Here is an 18193-nt window from a genome sequence, read left to right as displayed (position 1 = left end):
CGTTTTAGGAGACCTGATGACCGCCCGATCCGTCACCCTGATCGGCCTCGGCCCCATGGGCCTGGCCATGGCCAACGCCTACCTCGACAACGGCTACGACCTCACCGTGTGGAATCGCACCGCCGGCCGGGCCGACGACCTGGTCGCCCGAGGCGCCCGTCGTGCCGACACCGTCGAGGACGCGCTCAAGGCCAACGACCTCGTCGTCATGAGCCTGACCGACTACGACGCCTTCTACGCCATCCTGGAGCAGGCGCCCGAAGCGCTCGCCGGCCGTACGGTGGCCAACCTGACCTCCGACACCCCCGACCGGGCGCGCGAGGCCACCGAGTGGGTCGCCGCGCGCGGCGGCGTGCAGCTCACCGCCGGTGTGCTGGTCCCGCCCCCGGGCATCGGCACACCCGACGCCGTCTCTTACTACAGCGGGCCCAAGGACGCGCTCGAAACCCACCGGGAGACTCTGGAGGTACTGACCCAGATCGACTACCTCGGCGACGACCCCGGGCTGGCCGCGCTGTACTACCAGATCGGGATCGACATGTTCTGGACCGGCCTGGTCGCCTACCTGCACGGCCAGGCGATCGCCAAGGCCAACGGCATCTCCGCGCAGCAGTTCCTGCCGCACGCCGTGAAGACCATGGACTTCAGGTACTTCCTGGAGTTCTACGCACCCCGCCTCGACGCGGGAAACGACGAGGGCGACGTCGACACCCTGTCCATGGGCGCGGCCAGCCTCGAACACGTCATCCACACCGCGAAGTCGTCAGGCGTGGACGTCTCACTCCCCTCAGCGGTGCTCGATCTCTTCCACCGAGCCATCGCCGCAGGTCACGGCCGGGACAGCCTCACCAGCCTGACCAAGGTACTCACGCGCTAGCCGCCCCGAGCCCGGCGGCACCCACCCCCACTGGGCGCCGCCGACCGCCCGGCCAGGCACTAGCGGTAGTTCACGAACTGCAGCGCGATGTCCAGGTCCTTGCCCTTGAGCAGGGAGATGATCGTCTGCAGGTCGTCCTTCTTCTTGGAGCTCACCCGCAGTTCCTCACCCTGGATCTGCGCCTTGATGCCCTTGGGCCCTTCGTCGCGGATCAGCTTGGCGATCTTCTTCGCGTTCTCCTGGTCGATGCCCTCCTTGAGGGCGACCATCATGCGGTACTCCTTGCCGGACAGCCTCGGCTCACCCGCATCGAGGATCTTGAGGGACAGGCTGCGCTTGACGACCTTGTCCTTGAAGACGTCGAGGACGGCGTTCGCCCGCTCCTCGCTGTTCGCCTTGATCTCGATATTCTCCTGCCCCGACCAGCTGATCGCGGCGCCGGTGCCCTTGAAGTCGAAGCGGTGCCCGATCTCCTTGACCGTCTGGTTCAGCGCGTTGTCGACCTCCTGATGGTCGATCTTGCTGACGATGTCGAACGACGAGTCTGCCAAAGCCTGAAACCTCTCTGACTGGCCACAGCCCTGTTCACTACGGCGCCCGACAAGCCTAGCCAGCATCCGCGAACCTGTGTCATCGACGCATGCGCCGGTCAAATGTCATTTACCCGCTCCATTCCCGGGGAGCACGGGAGGAGCTGCGGGAATACCAGCCTGCGTGTACAAGCAGTCGTTGCCCGCCCTCGCCCGTGAGCAGCTCAAGACGGCCCACGCCGCCTCCAGCGGCCGCTCGGCCAGCACGCTGTACGGTGGCCACGACCAGGCCCTGCGCCAGACCATGATCGCCCTGGCCGCGGGTTCCCGGCTGGATGAGCACCACAACCCCGGCGAAGCCACCCTTTTCGTGTTCTCGGGGCGGGTGCGGCTGCTGTCACAGGACGTGTCCTGGGAGGGGGCGGCGGGAGACCTGCTGATCATTCCGCAGGCCGTGCACTCGCTGGAGGCCCTGGAGGATTCCGCTGTGGTGCTCACGGTCGCCCGGCGGCGGTGAACAGGGGCGGAGACCATGATCGACACAGCGGGCGAGGGGGACAAACCGATGTCACGCTCACCTCGAAAGTCCGCTATTCTTCTACCTGTCGCCGCGAGAGCGGCCGACAAGGCAGGTTGCCCGAGTGGCCAATGGGAGCGGACTGTAAATCCGTCGGCTTAGCCTACCCAGGTTCGAACCCTGGACCTGCCACAACAGGGAAAGTGCCCTTCGTCTACGGATGAAGGGCACTTTTCATTGTGTGGGGCTACCGACCAGTGAGCCGGAACCGAGCCACGCGGGTCGCATCCAGGCCGTGGATCAGGGCACGCGCTTCCGCTGCCCCTCGGGGTGCGGTCGATCGCCTTCCGGGGCTTCAAGATTCCTTGGCCGCTGAGCGTCGATGCGCTCGGCATACACCGTGAACCCCACGCTCGACTCCGTTCACCGGGGCCGTCCCTCCGACAGGAACACTCCCGCGCGCGCGGCGGTCGCGGCGGCCTCGGCGGCGCGGTCCGCAGCGGCTACGTCGATACGGCCGCCGCCGGCCAGCAGGCGGTAGTAGAGAGGGGCCGACACCGCACGGATCACCTCATGGGTGTCGGTGCCCTCGGGCACCTCCCCCCGATCGATGGCCTGCTGGACGCAGGGGGCCCACTCGTCGACGCGGACGTCGTAGAAGTGACGCAGGGCCTCGGCCGTCCTCGCCTCGCCGGTCGCGGCCGCGATCACGGCCTTGAACAGCGGCCCCTGCCGGGAGTCCGCCAACGTACGCTGCACCAGCCGGGCATTCGCCTTGAGGTCGCCGAGCAGCGAACCCGTCTCGGTGCGCGGCAGCGACTGCTCGGCCATGTCCGCCAGCAGGTCGGCCACCAGACCGGTGACCGTACCCCAGCGACGGTAGACGGTCGTTTTCCCCACTCCGGCGCGTCGGGCGATGTCAGCGAGGTCCAGGTGGGAGTAACCCCGCTCGGCGAGGATGTCCCCGGCCGCCTGCAGCACCGCCGTCCGCACGCGTGCGGTACGCCCTCCCGGCCGGACGGTCCCCGGCTCCATCGACTCCATAACGGGACTCCAGTTTCGTTAATAGGGGCAGGCGTGCTAGCTTGAACCATGTTAACGAAACTCAAGACCCGTTAGCTATCGGGAGGCTGACCATGGAATACAGACGGCTGGGCGCATCCGGGCTCAAGGTTCCCGCACTGACCTTCGGCGCCGGCACCTTCGGCGGCCGAGGACCACTGTTCGGCGCCTGGGGCAACACCGACGCGCAAGAGGCCCGCCGCCTCGTGGACATCTGCCTGGACGCCGGGATCACCATGTTCGACACCGCCGACGTCTACTCCGGCGGAGCCTCCGAGGAGGTGCTGGGCGCCGCCGTCAAAGGCCGCAGAGACCAGGTGATCGTGTCCACCAAGACCGGACTGCCGACAGGTGACGGCCCAGCCGATGCCGGCACCTCCCGGTCCCGCCTGATCACCGCGTGCGAGGACGCGCTGCGCCGCCTGGGCACCGACTACATCGACCTGCTCCAGTTGCACGCCTTCGACGCCGGGACACCCATCGAGGAGACCTTGTCCGCGCTCGACGACCTCGTCCGAGCAGGCAAGATCCGCTACCTGGGGATCTCCAACTTCGCCGGCTACCAGGCGATGAAATCCCTCGCCATCGCCGACAGGTACGGCCATCCGCGCTACATCGCGCACCAGGTCTACTACTCCCTCATCGGCCGGGACTACGAGTGGGAACTCATGCCTCTCGGACTCGACCAGGGCCTCGGCGCGCTCGTCTGGAGCCCGCTCGGCTGGGGGCGGCTCACCGGCAAGGTCCGTCGCGACCAGCCGCTTCCCGCCCGCAGCCGACTCCACGACACCGCCGACTTCGGCCCGCCGGTCGACGACGAACTCCTCTACCGCGTCGTCGACGTCCTCGACGAGATCGCGCAGGAGACCGGCAAAGCCATCCCGCAGATCGCCATCAACTGGCTGCTGCAGCGGCCGACCGTCTCCTCCGTCATCATCGGCGCCCGCGACGAGGAGCAGCTCCGCCAGAATCTCGGTGCCGTCGGCTGGACGCTCACACCCGACCACATGGCGAAACTCGACGCGGCGAGCAACAAGGTGTCGCCTTATCCGTACTTCCCCTATCGCCGCCAGGAAGGCTTCGCCCGCCTCAACCCACCCGTGGTCTGACCACCGCCTGGCGATGGCCACCGGAACGCCCGCAGGCACGCGACGACGACCTCCGATGTGAAAGCAGGATGAGATGCCGATCCGACGACGAGGTGGCGGCCTGGCTCCTCGTCGGAGTGGCCTCAGCCTGTTCCACGCCCCCTGCAGTCGCACCGTACCTGAGCCCGGTGCCGGAGCACAGCGGCTCCTGCTGCTGTTCGACGCCTACAACTTCAGCCCGGCCGAGGCCATGACCTTGGACGTCGCCGAGGATCTCCTTGTCCGCGACTGCATGTTGCGTCGCGGACTGGCCTGGCAGGCGCTGCCGGCTCCTGCCTAGAAGGAGGACGCCCCGCTACGGCGTCATCGAGCCGCGAATCGTGGAGATCTTCGGCTACCAGTCGCCTCCCGACCGGCCCGCTGTGGCATTCCGCAAGGCAAGCGACCGCGCACAGATCAGCAGGCACCGCCCAAGCTCCGCGAAGCTGTGGACGAATGTCTGGACCGAGCACGCATCCAGCTGTCAGCAGGAGTTCCGAAACCGGGCCGCCGCTGAGACCCGCATCCAGAACGACGCCATTCGTGCCCATCCCAAGAAGTTCAACGCCTTGAGGACCGCCAAGGTCCGGCAACTCGAAACCGCGCGCCGGTTCATCGCCCGAAGGTAGCCGGGGCTCGATGTCAGCGGCGGTAGCCGGCCATGCGCTCCAGGCGGGCCACCCGCTCCGACGTGGGCGGGTGCGTGGAGAACATCCGGCCGAGGCCGCAACCGCTGAACGGGTTCGCGATCATCATGTGGGACGCCGAGGTCAGGCGGCTGTTCTCCGGAAGAGGCAGACGACGGGCGCCCATCTCGATCTTCCGGAGGGCGGAGGCGAGCGCCAGCGGATCGCCGGTGAGGCGGGCGCCGGCCTCGTCCGCTTGAAACTCGCGGCTGCGTGAGACGGCCAACTGCACCATCGTGGCCGCCACCGGCCCGAGCACCATCATCAGCAGCGCGCCCAGGAATCCGGGCCCCTCGTCGTCATCCGAACCGCCGAAGAACACCGCCACATAGCTGGCCCAGGTGATCATCGTGGCGAGCGCGGCCGCGACCGAGGTGATGAGGATGTCGCGGTTGTACACGTGGGACAGCTCGTGCCCGATGACGCCGCGAAGCTCTCGTTCGTCGAGAAGCCGCGTGAGACCGTACGTCACACAGATCACCGCGCGACGCGGGTTGCGGCCGGTGGCGAAGGCGTTCGGCTGGGCCGTCGGGGAAATGTACAGCCTCGGCATCGGCTGCCGGGCCTCCGTCGACAGCTCGCGGACGACCTTGTACAGCGTCGGTTGCTCGACCTCGCTCACCGGGCGGGCGCGCATGGCCGACAGGGCGATCCGGTCGGAGAAGAAGTAGGCGATGCCGGTGGTCGCGAGGGCGACGACCAGCGCGATCCGCAGACCCGTACCGCCACCCAGCCAAGCTCCGGCGAGGAGGGTCAGCCCCGACAGCCCACCCAGCAGCGCGGCGGTGCGCAGACTGTTGTGGCGCATGACTCCCCCCTTCGCGGTCCGGGTTTCACCAGCTCCAACGTCCACCCCCCACCTCATCGTTCCCACCCCGCCTTGCCGGAGGCCGATCCGGAACTCCCTGTTTCCGAACAACACCAACCGACCCCACCCCCGCCCTCGGCAAATCCCCCAACCAACGACGGCCACCGACACACGCACCCACCAACCCCACCCACAAGCACCCAGGAACCCGACACCACACCCACCGACCGAACAACCCCGCCCCCAACCTCAGCAAACCCCCAACCAGCAACAGCCACTGACACACTCACCCACCAACACCACCAACTCGGACCTGCCCGCCGCGCTGCCGAACTTCACCTGGCCGGTCGCCGTGGTGTCCGGTGCCAGGGACCTGCGCTGGGTGCGGGCCGTGGCCGAGCGGATCCGGGACCTCACCCCGCACGGCGTCCTGGTGCCGTTCGACGGGATGGCGCACAGTCTCCTCGACTTCCATCCCGCCCGCGCGCAACACCCAGAAACCCGACACCGCACTGGCGGCACACCCGCTGGCAGTGACGGTGGAGATAGGTGCTTCCCCTCCAGGGTCTGCCCAAGCCGTCGAAGCAACCGGTGATGTTCGACCGACCGTCGAAGGACCGGCCGTGCCCAACCGACCATGGGGAGAACCCTGCCGCGCTCAACCCGCCATCGAACAACCGGCGACGGTCGACCGACCATCGCAGGCTCAACCGACCATCGAGAGAACCGATTGAGGTGCGGCGGAGAACACGATCGCGACAGCGACAGCTCCCACCGCCGCCACCCAGGTCGCGGGCTGCGCGCGAGGCGCCACAGCAGTCGCCGCGCCGGGCGAGAACAGCCGCGCCGTCCACGCGATGTAGTAATAGAGCCCGATCACCGTGTTCACCGCCATCACCAGGGCGAGCCAGCCGACACCCCCGCCGATGACCTCGCGAAACACGATCACTTTGGCGAACAGCCCGGCGAGTCCCGGCGGCAATCCGGCCAGGCAGATCAGGCAGAACGCGAGCACCAATCCCGCCACCGGGCTCCGGAACACCAACCCACGGTATTCGTCCAACTCGTTCCGGACCACCGTACGTGAGACCAGCATGACCACGGCGAACGCACCGAGATTCATCGCCGCGTAGATCACCAGATACGCGACTGCGGCGCTCACCGGCCGACTGCCTTGCGCAACCGCCAAGGGCGCGAGGATGTAGCCGGACTGCGCGACGGACGACCAGGCCAGCAGCCGTACGGCAGAGCGCTGCCGCATGGCGAGCAGGTTGCCGACCGTCATGGTCAGCGCGGAGATGATGGCGACGATCGGCGTCCACGTCGCGGCCTGGCCGGACAAGGCAGTCATCATGATCAGGATGAGTCCGGCGAATCCGGCGGCCTTGGAGATCACCGATAGGAGTGCGGCGATGGGGATGGGGGCGCCTTGGTACACATCGGCCGCCCACGAGTGGAACGGCACCGCCGCGATCTTGAAGGCGAACCCGGCGATCACCAGGATCACTCCGACGGTGACCACCTCGGGAAGTCCGCCGGGCGCGCCGGGTGCGGCGATCTGGCCGCTGAGGATGACCCCGAGGCGGGAGAGGAACACCGTGCCGCTGATGCCGTACAGGAGAGAGACGCCGAAGAGCATGATCGCGGTGGAGACCACCGAGACCAGGAAGAGTTTTACCGCCGCTTCCGAGGACCGGCCGTCGTAGCGCCTCAGGCCCGTAAGAGCGAACACCGGTAGCGAGACCAGCTCCAGAGCGACCACGAGCATGATCAGGTCACGGGCGGCGGGCAGGGTGACAGCGCCGACCAGCGTGCAGAGCAGGAGGAAGTACCACTCCCCCACGGGAATGCCACCTGCGGCCAGTTCTGTCATCGACATGAGGACGATCACCAAGGCAGCGGCCAGGGCCAGCCCGGCGAACACGAGCGTGAACCGGTCCACCACGAACGAGCAGAGCGCCGGGCCCTGTACGACTTCCGGCCCCGGCGAGGCGAGCACAGACGGTACGCAGAAGGTGGACATCGCACCGCGAGCCTGGGTCGCCTGGAGTACCACGAACGCGAGAGCACCGAACAGTCCGGCGATCGTGACGAGGCCGAGACCGGTCCTGACGCGCGGGGTCGCGGGCAGGAACGCGTCCAGCAGAAGCACCAGCCCTGCCACCAAAGCCAGGATCAGCGGCGGTGCGATCACGAAGAAGTCGATCGACTGGATCACGGGCCGACCCCCAAGAGCGCTTGGACGGCAGGTGTGGTGAGGGACAGCAGCAGCTTCGGCCAGAGCCCGAAGAGCAGCGTCAGGGCGATCAGGGGCACCCAGGCGACCAGTTCGTATCCCCTGATGTCCGGCAATCGCCCGCCCACTCGATCGCTGACCGCCACCGCCAGCCGCTCATCACCGGCTTCGCCCCCAACCGCCGCCTCCCCAGCGTCAGGACGGTTACCGGCCTCCCCGACATCAAGGCGTTGATCGGCCATGGAATGATCGTTCCCGCTGGCGCCCCCAGTACCTTCAGGTCCCGCTGGACCATGCTCCTCGGCGGGACCATGCTCCCCCGCAGGGAGCCTCGCTGAGACCTCCGCGCGGCTTACGGCCGAGGACCCCGCCGGAAGATCCCCACCTGCACCAACCCGGGATCTCGCTGGAAGGTCGTCAGCAGCCCCGGCCCGAGACCCCGCCGGAAAGCCCCCACCCGCACCAACCCCAGACCCCGCCGGAAAGCCCCCACCCGCACCAACCCCAGACCCCGCCGGAAAGCCCCCACCCGCACCAACCCCAGACCCCGCCGGAAGGTCGCCACCTGCACCAGACGACGAACTCGCCGAGGTGGTCTCGCCAGCTCCATCGGGGGTACTCGCCGAGGTAGCCCTGGCGGTTCCAGCGGATGAACTCGCCGAAACGTCCCTGACAGTTCCGCCCGCCTCTTCATCAACCCCCGGCGACGCACCCTCACGCCCGCCGGCCATCGCAGGGCCCGGTTCTTCACCGGCCCTTACCTCCGGACGGTCTCCGACAGCCCCCTCGCCGACGCCCGCACGGCCAGGCGCCAGCCGTTCACCGGCGCCCGCAGGACCGGTCGCGCCGACGGTGACCGTCTCAGGGCGGCTGGGCACCCCATGAGTCACACGCGAGAGCATGAGCAGGAAGTAGGCCGCAGTCAGCACCGCCCCGAGCCCACCGATCACCATGTACACGAGGAACAGCCCTCTGGGCAGGATCTCGGCGGGCTGGAACGCGCCGAGCAGCGCGAGCATCTCACCCCAGAATCCCGCCAGTCCCGGCAATCCCAGCGACGCGACAGCCGCGAAGGTGAGCACCGAGCCCAGGCGAGGGACGGTCGCCAACATGCCGCCCCCGATGGCCGACATGTCTACTGTGCCGTACCTCTCCTTGATCGCTCCCGCCGCGAAGAACAGCAACCCGGTGATCAGACCGTGGGCGACGTTGGCGAAGAGCGCCCCATTGATGCCGACCGTGGTCAGCGTCGCGAAGCCGAGCAGGACGAAGCCCATATGGCCGACCGACGAATAGGCGATCATCCGTTTGAGGTCGCGTTGGGCGAGGCAGGCGAGCGCACCGTAGATGATGCCGACCACGGCGAACACACCGAGCCACGGCGCTACAGCGGCCGCTCCTTCCGGCAGGACGGGGATGGCGATTCTCGCGAAACCGTACGTTCCCATCTTGAGCAGGACACCGGCCAGGAGCACCGAGCCGACCGTGGGCGCCTCGGTATGCGCGTCGGGCAGCCAGGTGTGCAGCGGCCACATCGGCGTCTTGACCGCCAAACCGATGGCTATGGCGATGAACGCGGTCGTCTGCACCGCTCTGGGCATCCCGGCACCGTGCTGCGCGGCCAGTTCGACGATGTCGAGGGTGCCGGTCTGCGCCCAGAGGTACAGCAGGCCGAGCAGCATCACCACGGAGCCGAGCAGCGTGTAGAGGATGAACTTGAACGCGGCCGCGCGACGGGCCTGGCCGCCCCAGACGGCGATGAGGAAGTACATCGGGATCAGGACGATCTCGAAGAAGACGAAGAACAGCAACAGGTCGAGCGCGAGGAAGGTGCCGATCATGCCGACTTCGAGAACCAGGAGCGTGAACACCAGCGCTCTCGGCCTGGACCGCAGCAATCGGCCCCCGCCGACGCAGAGGTAGGCGAAGCAGAGAAAGGTCAGCAGGGCCGTCAGTGCGATCAGCGGCAGGGAGATGCCATCGACGCCCAGATGGAACCGGATGCCGAGGCCAGGGATCCACGGTAGGTCGAGCGTGAACTGCATCCGCGCCGCCTGGCCGTAGTCGAACGCCGCCACCATGACCACGGCCAGGGCGAGCACGACACCGGACACGATCAACCCGTACAGACGCAGCGACGTCCTGAGTGCGGGTGACAGGACCGGCAACGCACCCAGCAGTGGTACGGCCAGCAGCGCGGCGGGCAACCAGTTCATGCGAACATCACCGCCCCGACCACGATCAGAAGGACTCCGGCGAGCAGGCCGCTGATGTAGAGCTGAACGTTGCCGTTCTGCGCGAACCTCAGCGTTCCGGACAGTCCTCGGGTGGTCTTCCCCGAACCTCGGACCGCGCCGTCGACCACGTGGGTGTCCGTCGCCACCACCGCCTTCGCCAGCGCGAGGACCGGCCGGGCGAACAGGGCCGCGTACACGTTGTCGAGGTAGAAGGCCCGCTCGCACGGTACGCGGAGCGGTCCGAGCAACCGGGCAGGGTCGGCCAGCGGGGCACTGCGCCAGGCGGCGTACACGAGACCCGCGCCGGACAGGGCGAGCACGAGGCTGGTCAGCGCCACGCCGATGTCGAGATGCAGCCCCCCGGCGAAGCCGAGCAGCAGCGCAGGAACCGCCAGCAGGACAACCGGGACCAGCATCGTGAGAGGCGCTTCGCGTGCGTCGACGACATGGGCGGTTCCCGGCGCGGGTTCCGCGAGTGCGACGGCTCCGGGCTCGCCGAGGAAGGTCCGCAACCAGGCCCGGGTGGCGTAGGCACCGGTGACGGCCACGGTCGCGAGCGCGCTGCCGTACAGCGTCAGAGCCACACCGTACGTCAGCGTGCCACCGCCGAGCGCCTGGTCCATCGCCGCCAGGACGCTGTCCTTGCTGAAGAAGCCGCTGGCGGGCGGCAGTCCCATGAGGGCGGCGAACCCGATGGTCGTCGCCGCGAACGTGAGCGGCAGTGCGCGCCGCAGACCACCCATCCGGCTCATCAGGTTGGAGCCCACATGGTGGATGACCACGCCCGCGCAGAGGAACAACAGCGCCTTGAACGCCCCATGTGTCACCAGATGGAAGATCGCAGCAGTGTCCGACCCTGCGGCCAGGCCGCCTGCCATAAAGGCGAGTTGGCTGATGGTGGAGTAGGCGAGCACCCGTTTCAGGTCGTCCTGGGCGAGAGCGGCCAGCGCGGCGCCGAGCATGCCGAGCGCGGCCATCACGGCCAGCACGTCCATGGTTGGCCCTGCCTGGGCGAAGACCGGGAAGAGCCGGGCGACGACGAAAATGCCGGCGGCGACCATGGTGGCCGCGTGGATGAGCGCGCTGATCGGCGTCGGGCCCGCCATGGCGTCCGGCAGCCAGGTGTGCAGCGGCATCTGGGCGCTCTTGCCCGCGACTCCGGCCAGGAGCAGCAGCGTCGCCGTGACCAGCGTTCCGGAGGACAGGTCGGGCACGCTGGCCAGGACGTCCGCGATACGGAAACTGCCCGCCGCCGCCCCGAGCACGAAGATCCCGAACAGGAACCCGACGTCGCCCAGGCGGGTGACGAGGAACGCCTTGACCGCCGCCCGCGAGTTGGCGCGGTCCTCCCACCAGTGGCCGATCAGCAGGTACGAGCACAGTCCCATGACCTCCCAGCCCACGTAGAGGAGCAGGAGATCGCCGGAGAGGACGACGAGCAGCATCGCGCTGGTGAACAGGCTGATGAACGCGCTGTAGGAGGGGTAGCGCGGGTCGCCGTGCAGGTAGCCGACGGAGTACACCTGGACGGCGAGGGCCACGAGCGTCACCAGTACTCCGATGACCGTGGACAGGCCGTTGGCCTGGAGGGTCAATGAGATCGCCAGGCCGCCGGTGCCGATGGTGCCGTACTCGGCTGTCAGGGGCTGCGGCTCGGCGCCGGTGAAGAACGCGAAGCCTTGGGCCGATGCCAGGACGAGGGCCAGGGCAGCCGAGACGGCTGTGGGAGCGATGGCGAACCATGCGGCTCGCCGGTTGGCGACCGCCGACACCTGCCCCGCGCTGTCGGCCCGGCGGTGCGGCCAGCGGGACAGCAGCAGCCCCGCTGCCGCCGCCGCGAACGGGAGAACGACGATGAGGAGGGGAAAGGACGTCATGCCGTGCCTCCTCGCCTGTCGGTGTTCTCCGGCCGCCCCTCGCCGGAGGCGCGCCCGGTCCCTCCCTCTGAGGCATCCTTGCCGGGCTCCGGCCCTGCGTCCTTGGCTTGTCGGCCTTCCGGTGCGTCGTCTGCTTCGCCCTCGGACGCCCCGATCGCCGCTACTTCACCTTTGGGTCCGGCCGCCGCCACTTCACCTTTGAGTGTTCCGGCCGCCGCCACTTCGCCTCTGGGTGTTCCGGCCGCAGTCTGATCTGCTGGCCCCTGCCCTCGGCCGGCCCGATCATCTAGGTCTGTTCCAGATCGGCCGGTTTCGACTGGAGGCGCCCCCTTCTCACCTCCGGTCGGGCCGTACTGCCCGCTATGCGCCCTCGCGGTTCCTCCAGCGGACGAGCCGACACCGACCCGTGCCGGGGTGAGGGCTCCGTCGACGGGTGCGTGATCGTTCGGCTCGGCCAGTGTGCGGAGGTGGTCGATGTCCACGGTCTGACGGTTCCGGAACAGAGCCAGCACGATGGCCAGCCCGAGGCCGACCTCTGCGGCGGCGATCACGATGACGAACAGCGTGAGCACCTGTCCGCTGTGCAGCCGGTCCCCCAGCCAGACGTCGAACGCCACCAGGTTGATGTTCACCGCATTGAGCATCAACTCGACGGACATCAGGACCAGGATGGTGTTGCGCCGGGCCAGCACGCCGTACACACCGATGGAGAAGAGCAGGGCTGAGACGATCGCCGGATAGACGATGTGCACTATTGCCCCCCGTCATCATCGGTTGAGCTGTTGTGCGGTCTGCCTTCCGTCGGCTTCGTTGCTTCAGGGCCCTGTATGGAGGGCGTGGTCGTAGTGGATTGACCTGAATCGCGTGGCGAAGGGCCGATGGTGTCGCGGTCCGGACTGGATGCCACGCCGGGCACCGAGCCGTTCGGAGATCGCGAACGCGTGGGCGCGCCGCGGATGTCGGTGCGGGAGAGGACGATGGCGCCGATCAGGGCGGCCAGCAGAAGCACGGAGAGAGCCTCGAACGGCAGCACCCACGTGCTGAACACGCTCGCGCCGAGTTGTTCCGCCGCGCCCGCTCCGGGCTTGAGCGGGGAGTACGCGGTGCCGAAGCCGTCGATGACGACCGTGACCAGGATGCCCGCGGTCGCCAGCGCCACGACGGTCGCCACCGCGCGATTACCGCTGTCGAGGTCGGGGGAACGGCCGATGGGCGCACGTGTGAGCATGATGCCGAACAGCATCAGCACCACGATGGCGCCGACGTAGATGAGCACCTGGACCCAGGCGACGAACTCGGCGGTCAGAACGAGGTAGCCGCCCGCCAGCGCGCCGAAGCAGACGACGAGCCAGAGAGCGGCGTGGACGAGTTGTCTGGTGGTGACGACGAGCAGCGCCGTTCCTACGGCCACCGCACCCAGGAGCAAGAAGACGACTTCTTGCGTGGTCGGGGGCAGGAAGGGCGCTGCCTCGGTCACGAATCCTCCTCGGACTCCCGTGTCTCGTCGGGGCGCAACCGTCCGGGCGGGCGGATGGATCGTGGGTCGGCCATCCTGCGCCTACGTGGGGTCGCGGGAGAAGTCTGCTCTTCGGATTCGGCGGGCGCGGGCGGCTCGCCGGGACCTGTGGACAACTCTTGCGCCCCGGGTTCGCCTGTGGACAACTTCCGTTCAGGCTTCCCTGATTTGTCGGGCGAATCCGTTGAATTCCCCTGCGGACGATCGGATGGTCGCGCTTCTGAGCCGTCCGGTGGCGGCCCCGGCGTCTTGGGCGTACGGCCCGCAGCGGACTCGGGCAGGCGGCCGGGCGGACGAATCCCTCGGACGTTGGCCACGGACCTACGCGGACGCGAGCCCTCCTCGGGGGCGGACGGGGCGTCCTGCCCGCTATCGGGCTCGGGTCGAGGAGCCGGCGCCTGCCTCGCAGGACGGGCCGCTGCTTGAGCGGCAGGACGGCGCGGCGCCGCGGTCAGCTCCTTGGGCGGCTCTGCCCCGGGGTCGTGTGCGGGTGGCGGGGGTACTGTCGCCGCCCAAGACGCTAGTTGCTCCTTCTCGTGGAGAAGTTCGCGGATGTCCCCCTCGGCGTACTCGAACTCAGGGGACCAGAACAACGCGTCGAACGGACACACCTCGATACAGATCCCGCAATACATGCAGAGGGCGAAATCGATGGCGAAGCGGTCGAGGACGTTGCGCTGCCGGGGCCTGCCGCCTTCGGGCGCGGGGAGGGTCTCCTTGTGCGAGTCGATGTAGATGCACCAATCGGGGCACTCTCTGGCGCAGAGCATGCAAGAGGTGCAGTTCTCCTCGACCAGCGCGATCACGCCCCGACTCCGAGGCGGTAGATCGGGTTTGACCTCGGGGTACTGCTGCGTGATGGATTTGCGCAGCATGTGGCGAAGGGTGACTGAGAGTCCCCTTACGAGTCCTACTCCCGGTATCTTCGCCATGACTCAACATCATGACGCACTATCCGCCACAGGTGAATGCGCCGGACCTCTTGTCCCCAGGTTTTCCACAGCCATCCACAACCTGTGCACACTTATCCACAGCGGGCTCACGGCCCCCACCCTGTCGCCCCAGCCCGGTAGTCTTCCCGCCATGTCCCACCCCCACCCCGCAAGTCCAAGCCCCGGAGCCTGGGCCGCCGCCGTGGGTTGGGCGGTCGTCCCACTCGTCAGCTGCGGGCTCGCGACGCCGTTCACGATAGGGTTCGCCGCCTACTGGCGACGCAGCCTCTTCCAGGCCGTCGCGGCCTGCGTCTACACCCTTTGTGTAGCGATCTTCTTGCTCGCGCTCATCGGCTACGGCGACGTGGAGGCCATACCCGAGCCGTTGGCCACCGTCGTCGTCCTGGGGTTCGGGTTCAGCTGGCTGGGCGGCGTGATCCACTCCGGAATCATGGTCCCGATCATGGCGAAGGGTCGGCGCGGCGCCGTCCCCCGGCAGGACCTGCACCAACGCCCCACCGCCCCGGTCTTCCCGCCGCCACCGGTCCAGCCGCCCGCTCCGCCGCAGTCCAACCACCCCGGCTGGGTCGGCGGATACCGGGTGCTCCGCCAACTCGGTCGCGGCGGCCAGGGCGCGGTCTACTTGGCGACGGCCCCCAGCGGCTCACAGGTTGCGGTCAAGGTCCTGCACGACTTGGTCGACGAGACCGCACGGGCCAGATTCGCCAGGGAGGTGGACGCCGCCCGCAGGGTCGCGACGTTCTCCACAGCCAGGGTCCTCGACGTCAACATCAGCGGACAGAACGCCTACATCGTGAGCGAGTACGTAGAAGGCCCGTCCCTTGAGCAACTCGTACGAAAGTACGGCCCGCGCGACCAGGACAGCCTCACTCGCCTGGCGTTATCCACAGCCGGAGCGCTGGCCGCCATCCACAAGGCGGGGGTGGTGCATCGTGACTTCAAGCCAAGCAACGTCCTCATCGGCCCAGACGGTCCGCGCGTCATCGATTTCGGCATCGCCAGAGCCTTCGACCAGGTCACCGTGACCCAGGGCAAGATGATCGGCACCCCGCCGTACATGTCTCCGGAGCAGCTGACGGGCGGGACCGTCGGCCCCCCGTCGGACGTGTTCAGTTGGGCGGTGACCATCCTGTTCGCGGCTACGGGACGACCGGCGTTCGGAGAGGACACCGTCCCCGCGGTGTTCAACCGGGTGCTCAACTTCCATCCTGATCTGTCACCATTGCCGCCCGCCTTGCGGGGGATCGTCGGAGCCTGCCTCCACAAGCGCCCCGACGAGCGACCGTCGGCCTCCGACGTGATGCTGGCGATCGTCCACTGACCGGCGCGACCCGCCATTCTTCCCCGACGGCCCTTTGGGCCTTTGTCTCCTTTACGGCAAAGCCTCCAACCCGCCACCCACCGACGCCACTCACGCTCCCTCAATACCACGCTCCTCGCCCGCACAAAACCTCTCCATAACGACGCATTGTTGAGCCAGAGCCCGTCACCGATAGCCGACAGCTCAAGGTGCAGCCCTAAAGCGGCGTCAGAGTTCGATTACCAATTCCGACTCCCGGAACAATTCCAACTCGCAGCCATCGAGAGCCACCGCTGAACCCGATGTTGTGAGATGTTCGCGCCTAGCGAAGCGCATCGACCTCACCCAGATTTAGGGTGTAGCTTGATGGGACCGAGCGACCAGCGAAATGTAGTCACTTCTCTGCAATACACGAACTTCGAGGACAAGTTCGTGCCGCGCGGCGAAACGATTGACCAGTTCCGGCGCCCACGGACCCGGGATATGATGAAGCGGCTCACCTGAAGCGGACATGAGAACAAGCCCTGCGAGATCCTCATAGCCATAGAGCAGCAGCTTGACCACCGAAGACGACCGAGCAGGCGTTGGTGGTGAGATCCGGTCAACCGGCTCGAAAGTCCAGGGCTGAACATTATCTGGTGAAATCGGAACAGTAGCTGGCGGCGAGGCGCCGGGCGATAGCCAATCGCCAACCGTGAGACTATTCTGAGAGGTCGCCCGTTCAGGGTGGAATATCGACTTGGGCTCAGCGGGCGAGGGCCACGTGAAGTTCTCTCCTGCCATTTGATTCATTACACTTTCCCCTTCGCGGCGAGCAGCGGCTTCCGGCCCGATGGCGGGCGTGCTGGTGGGCTGCTGTTCGGCAACAGACACCGCAGAGGGGTACTCAGAACTAGCTGGTGGATGGGAGCCAAGAGGAGCGGCGGCGATTACTTCTGAACCGCGGTGGATGTGCAGAGTTCTGCCGGTTACCGACAGGTGGATGCCGACCGGCGAGGCCAGAATGACGCCTCGGCGGATGCGACGACGATGTATGCGCGACCGCACCGGGGCGCTCAGCATCAGGAATGGACTGAACAGAAAGACCATCCACTTGAACGCGGCCAACTCCGATAACAACCGGCCGACAGTCGAGAAGACACGCCATACGAACCATGCGTCGATCGATACCAGGATGACCATCGCCAGTGCGGCCGCCGAGCCAAGACCGATCGCGACGGACTTGCCCCAGCGGCGGTACCAGGGAATCGGCAGGCCGGTGAACCTGGACCAGCCGGGTGCCCGTCCGGCGAGAATCGCTCGCACTCGGTGACCGGGCCAGGCTCTCACGTCGTTGAGGGGAATGCCGCAGCCACGGGCAAAGACTCCCAAGGCACGGAGATCCCATTCGCCGGGGAACTCCGCGACAACCAGCCCGGCTGCGTCGAGGATCGCAAGGCCGGTGATGGTTTCCTGATAGGTCCAGCCGTGCTTCGGATGAAGACTTGACCGTTCATACCCGTAGAGAAGAAGCGAACAAGGCGCTGGAGCCGACAACGACCGGCCAGTACGGGTGTCGGCAGCGCTGAGCGTGATGCCGTCCCAGGTGAGGACGAGAGTAAGGACTGGATGACGGAACTCGATCGGCGGCATTCGTTCCTCCTTTGGCCCCCGCCTCCCTGTCGACACCATTCTGCGCGAAAACTAGACGACACGATCGACCGCTGACGGCTTAGAACGGATCTGGAAGCGATGTCGGACAGAAACCCGGGTGCGCGATAACTGTTCTGCAGGACATTCACCGCCTCCCCGAGCTCTCCGGCTCTCCAGCTCTCCAGCTCTCCAGCTCTCCAGCTCTCCAGCTCTCCAGCTCTCCAGCTCTCCAGCTCTCCAGCTCTCCGAAGACCTTGACTGAGAAGCCACTCCAGAGCGCCCGTGCGTGGATGCCGGGGCGATGAGACCACCAACTTGCCGTCTGAACATTCGACCAGATATGCGAAGGCATGACCCATGCCGAGCTGTTTCGGCCATCGACTGGAGACATGTCCCGACCGTGGTCACTGAACCCTGTCGCTGATCGCGGCGGCGGCGACCTGCGCTCGTCGAACGGGAAGATCCGTCGTCTACGGTCAAGGACGCCAACGGCTGCCTCGCAGACGTCCATGGCCGTCGAGGTCGACAGCGGGGGCGATAGCCGTGACTGCGGTTGAGGCAGTGGCAGCGGCAGTGCTGGAGATAGCAGCCGGTTCTCGCCGTCGGTAGTGCGAGCGACGACAGCAGGCACCCGGCCGAGCGTGCTGATACAGGGCCATCGTCCATGAACTTCGGCGGTCGTCTGCGCCATCTCCTCGGCAGTGGGCAGCCTCAAAGGCCCTCGCCGTACTCGAACCGAGCCAACTACTGAGCCCCAGGGAGGACGACAACCCGCAATAGCGGCAAGAAAGGCGAAGGCGAAGGCGAAGGCGAAGGCGAAGGCGAAGGCGAAGGC

At 67.3% G+C, this 18193-nt stretch carries 16 protein-coding genes and 1 tRNA gene; 7 read left to right on the top strand and 10 right to left on the bottom strand.

All coding sequences use genetic code 11. From position 1 onward, the window contains the following. Positions 1 to 16 precede the first annotated feature (16 nt). A complete protein-coding gene (locus tag ABD120_RS23730) occupies positions 17 to 877 on the top strand; it encodes an NAD(P)-dependent oxidoreductase (protein ID WP_343952213.1) in 861 nt (286 codons plus the stop codon). Between the two features lie 59 nt (positions 878 to 936). Here the strand turns inward: ABD120_RS23730 and ABD120_RS23725 are convergent, their stop codons facing one another. Further along, positions 937 to 1428: a YajQ family cyclic di-GMP-binding protein gene (locus ABD120_RS23725; RefSeq protein WP_343952212.1), complete on the bottom strand. Its 492-nt coding sequence runs from the start codon at positions 1426 to 1428 to the stop codon at positions 937 to 939. A 163-nt stretch (positions 1429 to 1591) separates the two neighbouring features. On the opposite strand from ABD120_RS23725, the gene ABD120_RS23720 reads away from it, so the two are divergent. Together ABD120_RS23720 and ABD120_RS23715 are read left to right on the top strand one after the other, a co-directional pair. Next, positions 1592 to 1924 carry a cupin domain-containing protein gene (locus tag ABD120_RS23720; RefSeq protein WP_343952210.1) on the top strand — a complete coding sequence of 111 codons (333 nt, stop codon included), beginning with the start codon at positions 1592 to 1594 and terminating at the stop codon, positions 1922 to 1924. 110 nt (positions 1925 to 2034) lie between these two features. After that, positions 2035 to 2116 (top strand) — tRNA-Tyr (locus tag ABD120_RS23715). Positions 2117 to 2347: 231 nt separating this feature from the next. Here the strand turns inward: ABD120_RS23715 and ABD120_RS23710 are convergent. Further along, on the bottom strand, positions 2348 to 2968 hold the full coding sequence (locus ABD120_RS23710) for a TetR/AcrR family transcriptional regulator (RefSeq protein ID WP_343952209.1): 621 nt from the start codon (positions 2966 to 2968) through the stop codon (positions 2348 to 2350). A 92-nt stretch (positions 2969 to 3060) separates the two neighbouring features. Here ABD120_RS23710 and ABD120_RS23705 point away from each other — a divergent pair, with 92 nt between their 5' ends. The 3 genes from ABD120_RS23705 to ABD120_RS23695 all read left to right on the top strand — a co-directional run bounded on the left by ABD120_RS23705 (position 3061) and on the right by ABD120_RS23695 (position 4742). Next, entirely contained in the window at positions 3061 to 4095 is a 1035-nt protein-coding gene (locus ABD120_RS23705; RefSeq protein ID WP_343952208.1) for an aldo/keto reductase, read from the top strand. 73 nt (positions 4096 to 4168) lie between these two features. Continuing rightward, on the top strand, positions 4169 to 4414 hold the full coding sequence (locus tag ABD120_RS23700) for a PHD finger domain-containing protein (RefSeq protein WP_343952207.1): 246 nt from the start codon (positions 4169 to 4171) through the stop codon (positions 4412 to 4414). A 40-nt stretch (positions 4415 to 4454) separates the two neighbouring features. Continuing rightward, the gene (locus ABD120_RS23695; protein ID WP_343952206.1) at positions 4455 to 4742 is read left to right on the top strand and encodes a hypothetical protein; all 288 of its coding nucleotides are present in this window, start codon (positions 4455 to 4457) and stop codon (positions 4740 to 4742) included. A gap of 13 nt (positions 4743 to 4755) precedes the next feature. Here ABD120_RS23695 and htpX read toward each other — a convergent pair whose 3' ends face one another. The 7 genes from htpX to ABD120_RS23660 form a co-directional block, all read right to left on the bottom strand. Beyond that, positions 4756 to 5607: a zinc metalloprotease HtpX gene (gene htpX / locus ABD120_RS23690; protein WP_343952205.1), complete on the bottom strand. Its 852-nt coding sequence runs from the start codon at positions 5605 to 5607 to the stop codon at positions 4756 to 4758. A gap of 706 nt (positions 5608 to 6313) precedes the next feature. Beyond that, positions 6314 to 7549 (bottom strand): NADH-quinone oxidoreductase subunit N, encoded by a 1236-nt coding sequence (locus ABD120_RS23685; protein WP_343952204.1) that lies wholly within the window; start codon positions 7547 to 7549, stop codon positions 6314 to 6316. A 272-nt stretch (positions 7550 to 7821) separates the two neighbouring features. Further along, positions 7822 to 10059 carry an NADH-quinone oxidoreductase subunit M gene (locus ABD120_RS23680; RefSeq protein ID WP_343952203.1) on the bottom strand — a complete coding sequence of 746 codons (2238 nt, stop codon included), beginning with the start codon at positions 10057 to 10059 and terminating at the stop codon, positions 7822 to 7824. Beyond that, the gene (locus ABD120_RS23675) at positions 10056 to 11957 is read right to left on the bottom strand and encodes an NADH-quinone oxidoreductase subunit 5 family protein (RefSeq protein ID WP_343952202.1); all 1902 of its coding nucleotides are present in this window, start codon (positions 11955 to 11957) and stop codon (positions 10056 to 10058) included. Before ABD120_RS23675 ends, ABD120_RS23680 begins: the two co-directional genes overlap by 4 nt. Next, positions 11954 to 12709 carry an NADH-quinone oxidoreductase subunit NuoK gene (gene nuoK / locus ABD120_RS39885; RefSeq protein WP_425564021.1) on the bottom strand — a complete coding sequence of 252 codons (756 nt, stop codon included), beginning with the start codon at positions 12707 to 12709 and terminating at the stop codon, positions 11954 to 11956. The genes ABD120_RS23675 and nuoK overlap by 4 nt, the downstream gene beginning before the upstream one ends. Continuing rightward, positions 12709 to 13434, bottom strand: a complete 726-nt coding sequence (locus ABD120_RS23665; RefSeq protein WP_343952201.1) for an NADH-quinone oxidoreductase subunit J family protein — start codon at positions 13432 to 13434, stop codon at positions 12709 to 12711. Before ABD120_RS23665 ends, nuoK begins: the two co-directional genes overlap by 1 nt. After that, positions 13431 to 14348 carry a 4Fe-4S binding protein gene (locus ABD120_RS23660; RefSeq protein ID WP_343952199.1) on the bottom strand — a complete coding sequence of 306 codons (918 nt, stop codon included), beginning with the start codon at positions 14346 to 14348 and terminating at the stop codon, positions 13431 to 13433. Before ABD120_RS23660 ends, ABD120_RS23665 begins: the two co-directional genes overlap by 4 nt. A 208-nt stretch (positions 14349 to 14556) precedes the next feature. On the opposite strand from ABD120_RS23660, the gene ABD120_RS23655 reads away from it, so the two are divergent. Further along, positions 14557 to 15747 (top strand): serine/threonine-protein kinase, encoded by a 1191-nt coding sequence (locus tag ABD120_RS23655; protein WP_343952198.1) that lies wholly within the window; start codon positions 14557 to 14559, stop codon positions 15745 to 15747. Positions 15748 to 16077: 330 nt separating this feature from the next. On the opposite strand, the gene ABD120_RS23650 is transcribed toward ABD120_RS23655, so the two are convergent. Beyond that, complete coding sequence (locus ABD120_RS23650) at positions 16078 to 17358, bottom strand: hypothetical protein (RefSeq protein WP_343952196.1); 1281 nt, start codon at positions 17356 to 17358, stop codon at positions 16078 to 16080. Between the last annotated feature and the right edge of the window lie 835 nt (positions 17359 to 18193).

The sequence above is a fragment of the Nonomuraea longicatena genome, from assembly GCF_039525605.1.
In the GTDB taxonomy this organism is placed as follows: Bacteria; Actinomycetota; Actinomycetes; order Streptosporangiales; family Streptosporangiaceae; genus Nonomuraea; species Nonomuraea longicatena.
This window is presented reverse-complemented; position numbering and strand designations above follow the sequence as displayed.

What these genes read in the sequence shown, in the direction of transcription:
- ABD120_RS23730 (WP_343952213.1), top strand. Translation starts at nt 17, where the DNA reads ATGACCGCCCGATCCGTCACCCTGATCGGCCTCGGCCCCATGGGCCTG.
- ABD120_RS23710 (WP_343952209.1), bottom strand. Translation starts at nt 2,968, where the DNA reads ATGGAGTCGATGGAGCCGGGGACCGTCCGGCCGGGAGGGCGTACCGCA.
- ABD120_RS23705 (WP_343952208.1), top strand. Translation starts at nt 3,061, where the DNA reads ATGGAATACAGACGGCTGGGCGCATCCGGGCTCAAGGTTCCCGCACTG.
- ABD120_RS23700 (WP_343952207.1), top strand. Translation starts at nt 4,169, where the DNA reads ATGCCGATCCGACGACGAGGTGGCGGCCTGGCTCCTCGTCGGAGTGGC.
- htpX (WP_343952205.1), bottom strand. Translation starts at nt 5,607, where the DNA reads ATGCGCCACAACAGTCTGCGCACCGCCGCGCTGCTGGGTGGGCTGTCG.
- ABD120_RS23680 (WP_343952203.1), bottom strand. Translation starts at nt 10,059, where the DNA reads ATGAACTGGTTGCCCGCCGCGCTGCTGGCCGTACCACTGCTGGGTGCG.
- ABD120_RS23675 (WP_343952202.1), bottom strand. Translation starts at nt 11,957, where the DNA reads ATGACGTCCTTTCCCCTCCTCATCGTCGTTCTCCCGTTCGCGGCGGCG.
- ABD120_RS23660 (WP_343952199.1), bottom strand. Translation starts at nt 14,348, where the DNA reads ATGCTGCGCAAATCCATCACGCAGCAGTACCCCGAGGTCAAACCCGAT.
- ABD120_RS23655 (WP_343952198.1), top strand. Translation starts at nt 14,557, where the DNA reads ATGTCCCACCCCCACCCCGCAAGTCCAAGCCCCGGAGCCTGGGCCGCC.
- ABD120_RS23650 (WP_343952196.1), bottom strand. Translation starts at nt 17,358, where the DNA reads ATGCCGCCGATCGAGTTCCGTCATCCAGTCCTTACTCTCGTCCTCACC.